The sequence below is a fragment of the Gordonia sp. CNJ-863 genome, from assembly GCF_001942325.1.
In the GTDB taxonomy this organism is placed as follows: Bacteria; Actinomycetota; Actinomycetes; order Mycobacteriales; family Mycobacteriaceae; genus Gordonia; species Gordonia alkanivorans.
In genome coordinates this window covers 1-7,337 of the sequence record NZ_MKKG01000052.1, presented here as the reverse complement: position 1 = coordinate 7,337, position 7,337 = coordinate 1, and the positions used below count along the sequence as shown (strand labels likewise).

Annotated in this window: 5 protein-coding genes and 1 pseudogene; 4 read left to right on the top strand and 2 right to left on the bottom strand. The window is 63.1% G+C overall.

The window, feature by feature from the left end:
• Positions 1-527, top strand: a pseudogene (locus BJF87_RS20205) (cytochrome c biogenesis protein ResB); the annotation flags it as partial.
• Positions 528-645: 118 nt separating this feature from the next.
• On the top strand, positions 646-960 hold the full coding sequence (locus BJF87_RS20200; protein WP_075863811.1) for a DUF4229 domain-containing protein: 315 nt from the start codon (positions 646-648) through the stop codon (positions 958-960).
• Positions 961-1,240: 280 nt separating this feature from the next.
• Here the strand turns inward: BJF87_RS20200 and BJF87_RS26955 are convergent, their stop codons facing one another.
• Positions 1,241-1,459 (bottom strand): M23 family metallopeptidase, encoded by a 219-nt coding sequence (locus BJF87_RS26955; protein WP_262339074.1) that lies wholly within the window; start codon positions 1,457-1,459, stop codon positions 1,241-1,243.
• A 1,346-nt stretch (positions 1,460-2,805) separates the two neighbouring features.
• On the opposite strand from BJF87_RS26955, the gene BJF87_RS20190 reads away from it, so the two are divergent.
• Positions 2,806-3,774 carry an endonuclease/exonuclease/phosphatase family protein gene (locus BJF87_RS20190; protein ID WP_075863810.1) on the top strand — a complete coding sequence of 323 codons (969 nt, stop codon included), beginning with the start codon at positions 2,806-2,808 and terminating at the stop codon, positions 3,772-3,774.
• Positions 3,775-3,903: 129 nt separating this feature from the next.
• Here BJF87_RS20190 and BJF87_RS20185 read toward each other — a convergent pair whose 3' ends face one another.
• Entirely contained in the window at positions 3,904-4,563 is a 660-nt protein-coding gene (locus BJF87_RS20185) for a hypothetical protein (protein WP_075863809.1), read from the bottom strand.
• 500 nt (positions 4,564-5,063) lie between these two features.
• Here BJF87_RS20185 and BJF87_RS20180 point away from each other — a divergent pair, with 500 nt between their 5' ends.
• A complete protein-coding gene (locus tag BJF87_RS20180) occupies positions 5,064-7,199 on the top strand; it encodes a pentapeptide repeat-containing protein (RefSeq protein ID WP_158037573.1) in 2,136 nt (711 codons plus the stop codon).
• Positions 7,200-7,337 lie beyond the last annotated feature (138 nt).

Here is a 7,337-nt window from a genome sequence, read left to right as displayed (position 1 = left end):
GCATTCCAAGGAACCCTGCTCACCTCATCGTTTCCCGTGCCGAATGATCCGTATGTGGCGATCAGGATCTACCAAGCGACACCGGACTGGATACCGGTCGCCCGCAGAATGCGTACTCCTTGAACCGAGCGCTCATCGAGCAGGGTCGGCTCCAGCAGCGGGCACAGGTCAATCTCAACCCGGGACAGACTCACACCATCGCCGATGGCACCGTGGTGCGCTTTGATGGGTATGAACGCTTCGTGTCCATGCAGGTGTCGCACGGGCCGGCACAGAACTGGGTTCTGGTGTCGGCGACCGTGATGCTGGCTGGGTTACTTGTGTCTCTACTTGTCCGGCGTCGCCGAATCTGGGTGCGGCTAGTGCCCGTCGAAGTCGACGGCCAACGAGGCACCGCAGTAACGATCGCGGGACTGGCCCGCACCGATCAGGCCGGGTGGGGCGAAGACTTCGACCAGCAGGCGCGGCGATGGCTGACCCAGCCAGGGCCGACAAGCCGCCGACCACGGCGCGCACCTCGGCCATGAACTTTCACATCCGTACAGATCTCATCTATGAACCGCCCCCTTCAGGATGCGGCACCGAGCCAACTGTCGCGTCACAATCCATCCCGATCGCATTCAGCCACACGGAGGCACATCGACCATGCGCAGAAACACTTCTCACGGCGCCGCCACCACGCCGGCCTCTTCGGCCAGATCTCTGATCGCCATCGCGCTGCTGTACAACGTCGCGCGCCTAGCACTCGCTGCTGCGCTAACTGGACTAATTCTGTTGGTCGCCTACCTGATTGACGTGGACGTCCCGTTTTTCGTAGCCGTCGTGCTCGCCGTGATTCTCAGTAGTCCAGTCTCGATGATCGTCCTCAAACCCCTACGAACTCGTATCAATCACCGGGCCGAAGCAATGGACTCCCGCCGAGCAACCAAGAAGGGACTCGCCAGACCGGACGCGCCATGAGCTGCTACCAGACCAGCAAACATGATCAGCAGGCCGCCTGTCCGACAGGTGCCGGAACATGCAGTGCAGTCTGCCGGATCGGTGAAACCAACGCAGTTCACCCTCAATGACCACAACCACCCGCACACCGATCCTCTCAATCGATCGGACTAGGCATCAACTGTGTGGCCGTCGAACCGATCACTGCGCCCGAGGATTTGGCCCGACCAAGTCCCGCCTCGAGCTCGCGACACCTGAGCGGGACCACTCGTCGTCACACCTCCCGCGCCGATGAGGCGGGTCATCCGACGACGTAGACTCCCCGGGTTCTCAGCCACTGTGCAGGATCGAGTTTGGGTCCATCTTGCTGCCAGACCTCGTAGTGCAGGTGTGGGCCGGTGGAGTAGCCGCGGTTTCCTACCGTTGCGATCTGCTCGCCGGCCAGGACTCGCTGCCCGACGCTCACCAGCGTCTCGTTGATGTGCCCGTACACGCCGATCGTGCCGTCGTCTTGCAGCACTCGTATCCATAGACCGAAACCATCAGCCGGACCGGATTCGATGATCTGCCGTCGCTGGTCGAGACCACCGGTGTGCCTATCGTGTTGGCGATGTCGAGGCCATAGTGCGTGGTACTCCATCGCGCTCCGTAACTCGAGGTCACGGTGCCGTAGGTCGGTGCCGCCGACCGCGGCCGTTGTGGCACCGGGGGTTCAGGCGGCCGCGCGCGATCTGGCTGTGTCAGTTCTCGCATAGCCGTGGTCAGCTCATCGCGTGACGATGCCCGTGCCGACGTGCGGCTTCGCTGTTCGTCCGCCGATCCGACGATTACAGATCGTGGGGCTGCTGCGGGCTGGACGTCGACGGGCACGCCAGCCTGGGTCAGGGGAGTGACCGTTGGGTCGTGTCGATCGGCGACCGCAGTGGCCGCAGTCCCGCCGGCAGCGCATAGAACCACCGCGGCCATGAGTGATCCACTCAACCCGGCCGCAGCCGCCGACCGAGTTGAGGTACCCGAGACCTCCTCGCCGTCAAGCACCTCGAGAAAGCCTGACTGAGCTTGCTCGCTGGACTGAGGTTCAACGACACACAACGCCCGCTCCCACGGTGCGGTAGGCGCTGCCGATAGATGCCTGCCGAGGTCGAGCGGGCGCTGTGAGCGAGGCGGCCCGAAAGCTCGATGGCCAGGCCCGGCTTGGCGGGGCAAGGCAGTACGCGAGCGCGCAGTGTATGGACGGCCACTGCGTGGTGGGTATGACGGCGACGCCTCGGGCGCCGTCGTCGATCGCGCATGGGGCGAGTAGGAGGGCACTGGGGCGCCCGAGAAGATGGGCCGCGTGAGCCCGGCCGACACCTCGGGTTGGACAGGCATTCGGTGTCGCCCGGCCGCACGCACGGTGGGTGAATGCTGGAGCCCTGCGAGTCCGGGGGTGAGGCTCGCCGATGCGTCGCGCCGGAACGCAGGGATGCCAGCGGAGGGTGGGCTGGGATCAGCTTTGCGATGCCGTGCCAAGGGGAGTCCTTCAGTCCAAGCGTCAGTCCGGATGGAAACAGTTCGATATCGAACGCGCCACAGACAGGTTACTACTATCCCGGTTAGTTTCTCCGCGTTGGCCCCAGGATCACCCCTTGCGCGCTGCGCAGCTCCAGTCGTGCGCCCGGTTGACCAGCAATATCGTCGTGGCCGACTACGGGTTGGCGTCACTGCGTGCACGAGTTCTCGCCTGGGCTGCTGCGTCGGCAACGAAGCGTCCGGCTCGTAACGGGCACCATAGATCGAAGCGACTGGTGGCTTGGCTGACAGCCCCTGTCGCCGACAGCCTGCACTCGACGATTGCCCGCCAGAGGGCGTGACGGTGATCGTGGCATGATCGGCCGCATGCGTGGACTGCTACGAGCGCTCGGGTGGGGTGCGGTCCTCGCCGCTGCTGCCGGTGTTGCTGCCCACTATTCTGGCCTGGTTAGCAATCTCGTGTCCCGGGTGGCGGCGTTCACGCCGGTGCTGATCATCGTCGGTGTCCTCGGTCTGCTGCTGCTGCTCGCCGCGCGCGCCTGGCTTTCCGCGGCAGGAGCTGTGCTCGTCATCGCCGTGGGCGTGACGGCGCAGGTCCCGCTGTATCGGGGGGTCGACGAACAGGTCTCGGACTCGGACTTGACCGTGATGCAGGCCAATATCTATCTCGGGCAGGCTGATCCGGACGCGCTGGTGTCGCGGGTGCGCGACTCAGGCGTTGACGCCCTGACGATAGTCGAGCTGACGCCTGAGGCGGTGGGAGCCCTCGAGCGCGCCGGGTTGCGCCAAGCCTTGCCGTTCGCGTTTCTCCGTCCCCGAGACGGTGGAGGTGGAGCTGGCATCTATGCGCGGGCCCCGCTGACCGACGGGCAACTCCTGCGGGGATTCGAACTGTCGAACCTTCGCGCGCGACTGCTGCTTCCGAACCGCTCGCCCATCTCGATCTATGCACTGCACCCGTTGCCGCCGTATCCCGAACCGTCGTGGCGCTGGGATGCCGAGCTCCGCGAGTTGCGCTCGATCCTCTTCGCCGACACAGATCCACTGATCATCGGCGCCGATGCGAACTCGACCTACGATCACCGCTCCTTCCGGCAGCTACTGTCGGGACCCTCGAATTCGCCCCAACTGACCGACGCCGCCGAGCATCTCGGATCGGGCGTCGTCGCGACCTATCCCGCCGGCCGGCCCTACCCGTCGCTGCTTGCGCTCGACCGGGTGCTGACACGCAATGGCCCGACACCGACATCGTTCCGGCGGATCGATCTGCCGGGCTCCGATCATCACGGGGTGCTCGCGAGCATCCGGCTCAGCGAAGGATGACGTCCCCGAGCATTCTCGAACCATCGGAACACCTCGGTTTGTGACCGACAGCCTTATGTCAACTCGATTGAGCCTGGCAAGCTACCTCCCCCAACGCTTTCCATATGCCGCCACTGGCTACTTCATGATTCAGCCGGGTGGCGCCGGTGAGGGTGGAGGGGGGTTGCGGTCGCCGGGTTGGGGTATCGGGAAGGTCATCGACGGGCTCGGTGGGTCCGGTGGTGCGAGCCGGCTTTGGGGGTTGGCGCGCACCGCGGCCTCAGCCGCGGCTAGGGGCGCGGAGGCTCTGTCGCGGGCTTGTTGTTCGGTCACCGGTTTGCGGCCGTCGACCGGGATGAGGGTGTTCCACTTCTCGGACTCGAGGTAGCGGGTGGCGAACAGGTACCACTGGCCGACCTCGAGGGGTGTGTCGCCGTTGACGGAAATGTAGACACCGTCTTTGACTCCGCCTTGCTGGTTGACTACCACGCTCTCGGGGACTTCGCCCTTGATCGCTGTTTTGGTGAGCACGCTGTACTGAGTTTCGGGGAGCGGCCCGAGTGCCTTGGTCCCAGCAGCTGATTCGACACGGCCGGTGAAGACGTGTGTGGAGATCGCCATCAGATTACGTAAGTCAGAGGTGTCGGTGATCGAGTCCGCATGGGCGGTCGAGGTGGCCGTGGCCGATTCGAGGGGCGGGATGCCCTCATTGACGGTTTGTTCGCCGCACGCGGCCAGGGTGGCAGCGGCGAGGATGCCGGCGATGCCGAGCGTGAGGGCCGCCGGTCGTGTTGCTCGGTGGTGGGTCATCAGAATCCCCACTTGTTGTGGTACAGGTCGCGGGTGAGGCCGGTGGGTGTGTAGGACGTTTCGCGGGCCCCGTCATTATCTGCCATCAGGTCGTTGGAGCAGGTGTGGAACAGCCCCAGTGCGTGCCCGACCTCAGTCCGAGTTATGTCACTTTCTAGCAAAAGTTCCTGTCCCCCAGCTATTTTAATGTGCCGATAATGTATCTTATGTCAAGTAACCCAGAGTCACCTTAACCGGTGCTATGCATAGCATCTGCGACGCAGAACACCCTGGCGCTGCATACGGTTGGCAACCCTCGCGGCCGAGCACCTCGCGGTCGTTGTCCACCTCCAGCTGGTGGCAGCTGTGCTCGAATGGAAGCCTGCGGACAACATCGACAACCCAGATCCAGCCCGTCGCCTCGGCACCCTGCAACCCCTAGACCCCAGCCTAGATCCGCTAACTCGACTCCCCGTGTGGGCTGCTCGCTCGACGTCCGTTGTAATAGAGTTACAAATGAAATGGAGCCCACCTCTAGCGGCGAGCGCGCCCTCTTGTGCGCGATCAGCGCCGGTCAGGCCTGCAACCTACGCCCTCAAAACGAGCGCAATCACCATCCGTCAGCTCTCGACGCCGCAGGATGGGGTGACGATAGGGTGGTGCGCGCCGCCTTTCTAGAGCACACTTTATTGGAACGCGAAGCGGCAGTGAACCTGAGCGGAGCCAGGGTCGACGGCAATCTCGACCTGCAGGGTGAACGCATCTGCCTCAGCATCACAGGCTCGGTGCTAAACGGCGACACAAAATTCGCCGGGGCGACCTTCGCCGGCGGAGATTCAAGGTTCGAGGGTACCGCCTTTGTCGGCAAAGCTTGGTTTGACGAAGTTACCTTCACCGGCGATGCCCGGTTCGACAAGGCGACCTTCATGGGCCATGCCCGGTTCGACGAAGCGACCCTCACTGGCAAAGCCCAGTTTCAGGAGACCACGTTCACCGATGACGCGCGGTTCGACGGAGCGACCTTTACCGGCGATGCCCGATTTCAGCAGGCAACCTTCGGCCGCCGGGCCTCGTTCGAACGGCTAACATGCACCGGCGATACCTTATTTACCCGTGCGAGGTTCACCGACACCGCCTCTTTCGACAGGACGATCTTTATTGGCGACGCCTGGTTTCGGGAGGCTACATTCACCCGCCACGCCAACTTCGGTGAGGTGAATTTCATCCGCCACGCAGACTTCGGCGGCGCGACCTTCACTAGCGACGCCCAATTCGGAGCGGCTATCTTCACCGGCGACGCCCGATTCGGGGCGGCTATATTCACCGGCGACGCAAAGTTCGCCGAGGCAATCGTCACCGGCTCAGCCGAGTTCCGCGGTGCGACGTTCTCTAACAACGCCCAGTTCGAGAACGCTCGGTTTCGACTACTGGACTGGTCGCAGACTCAGTGGTCGTCGCCGACTATCCGATCGACCGGTCTGGCGACTACGAGGGTCCGGCTTGATCGCGCGGTGTTTGACGCACCAGCACGGTTAGACATAACCACGGGGAAGGTGTCGGCGGACTGGTTGAGGGCGACGAGTCGGCTGCATCTCGTAGTTTCCGGCGCAGTAGTCGATCTGCCGGATGCGGAACTGGCACCGGGGTCGTTGATCAGCGAAGCTTTGGCAGACCATCCCTCAACGGAGCCTGAGAACCACAGAACTTGGGTGCGCGTCCCACCGCTCGCAGGCAGCCGCCTAAACGTTCTGTACCCGAGGCCCGCAAGGCGGCAACTGTCCGCTGCACAGTGGGCCGATTACGTCCTCGCCCTGCTACGGCTAGATATCGCGCTGACCGAGGCCTTACCGGCAGGCCAGCGCTCAAGCATAAGATCGTTGCAGCGAGCGCAAGTGACTGGGGTAACCATCTCAGGAATGGACCTAACGAGTTGCACATTCGCTGCGGCCTACGGACTTGATGCTTTGACTATCACCGGCGACAACATTATGTCGAGCAGCCGCGGGGACCGTGAGAAGGACAAACGCCCGCAGCAGACTTGCGGTAGACACTGGTGGCGAACCGACCGCCGTGTAATCAACGATGAGCTCAGACGAGATAGCACCGCCATCAGGGACAGTCGCGAGCGAGAGGGTGAGGACTCAGATCCGCTGTCGGCACGAGAGGTGTCGGCCATCTATCGATCTCTCCGAAAAGCACTCGAAGATGCCAAAGATGAACCGGGGGCTGCCGACTTTTACTACGGCGAGATGGAGATGCGTCGTCAAGCCGCTGGGCTGCTTTCCGTGGAGCGATGGATACTAGCTACTTACCGAGTAGTATCGGGGTACGGGTTACGCGCCTGGCGGGCGGTTGCCAGTCTCGCCGCCATTATCGGTCTCGCCGCTCTTTGCTTTATTCGTGGTGAGAAACCGCCGTTTGGTTGGGAATTGGTCCGCAAGAATGATTCTTCCACTCCCCCATTGATTGATCCCGACAGTCATCTCTGGCCTCTAGCTTTCGCCGCACAGGAAGCAGTCGCGCTCTTTCGACCAGCCGGAGCAGCAGGGGCAACTCTCGTCGGCATCGGCGTGTTCATCGACCTCTCCATCCGAATCTTAGGCCCCATACTTCTCGCTCTGGCGGTACTCGCAATACGCAACCGTACCAAACGCTAGAGTGGTGCCAAGGGGCTGGTGCACGAGTAGGTGACATCTGATCTGGCTTGCCCTGCCGGGCGGCCTGGAAGGATGCCAGCTGTGCCCAAGCCCTATCCCCAGGAGTTCCGCGACGACGTTGTCCGCGTCGCCCAGAAC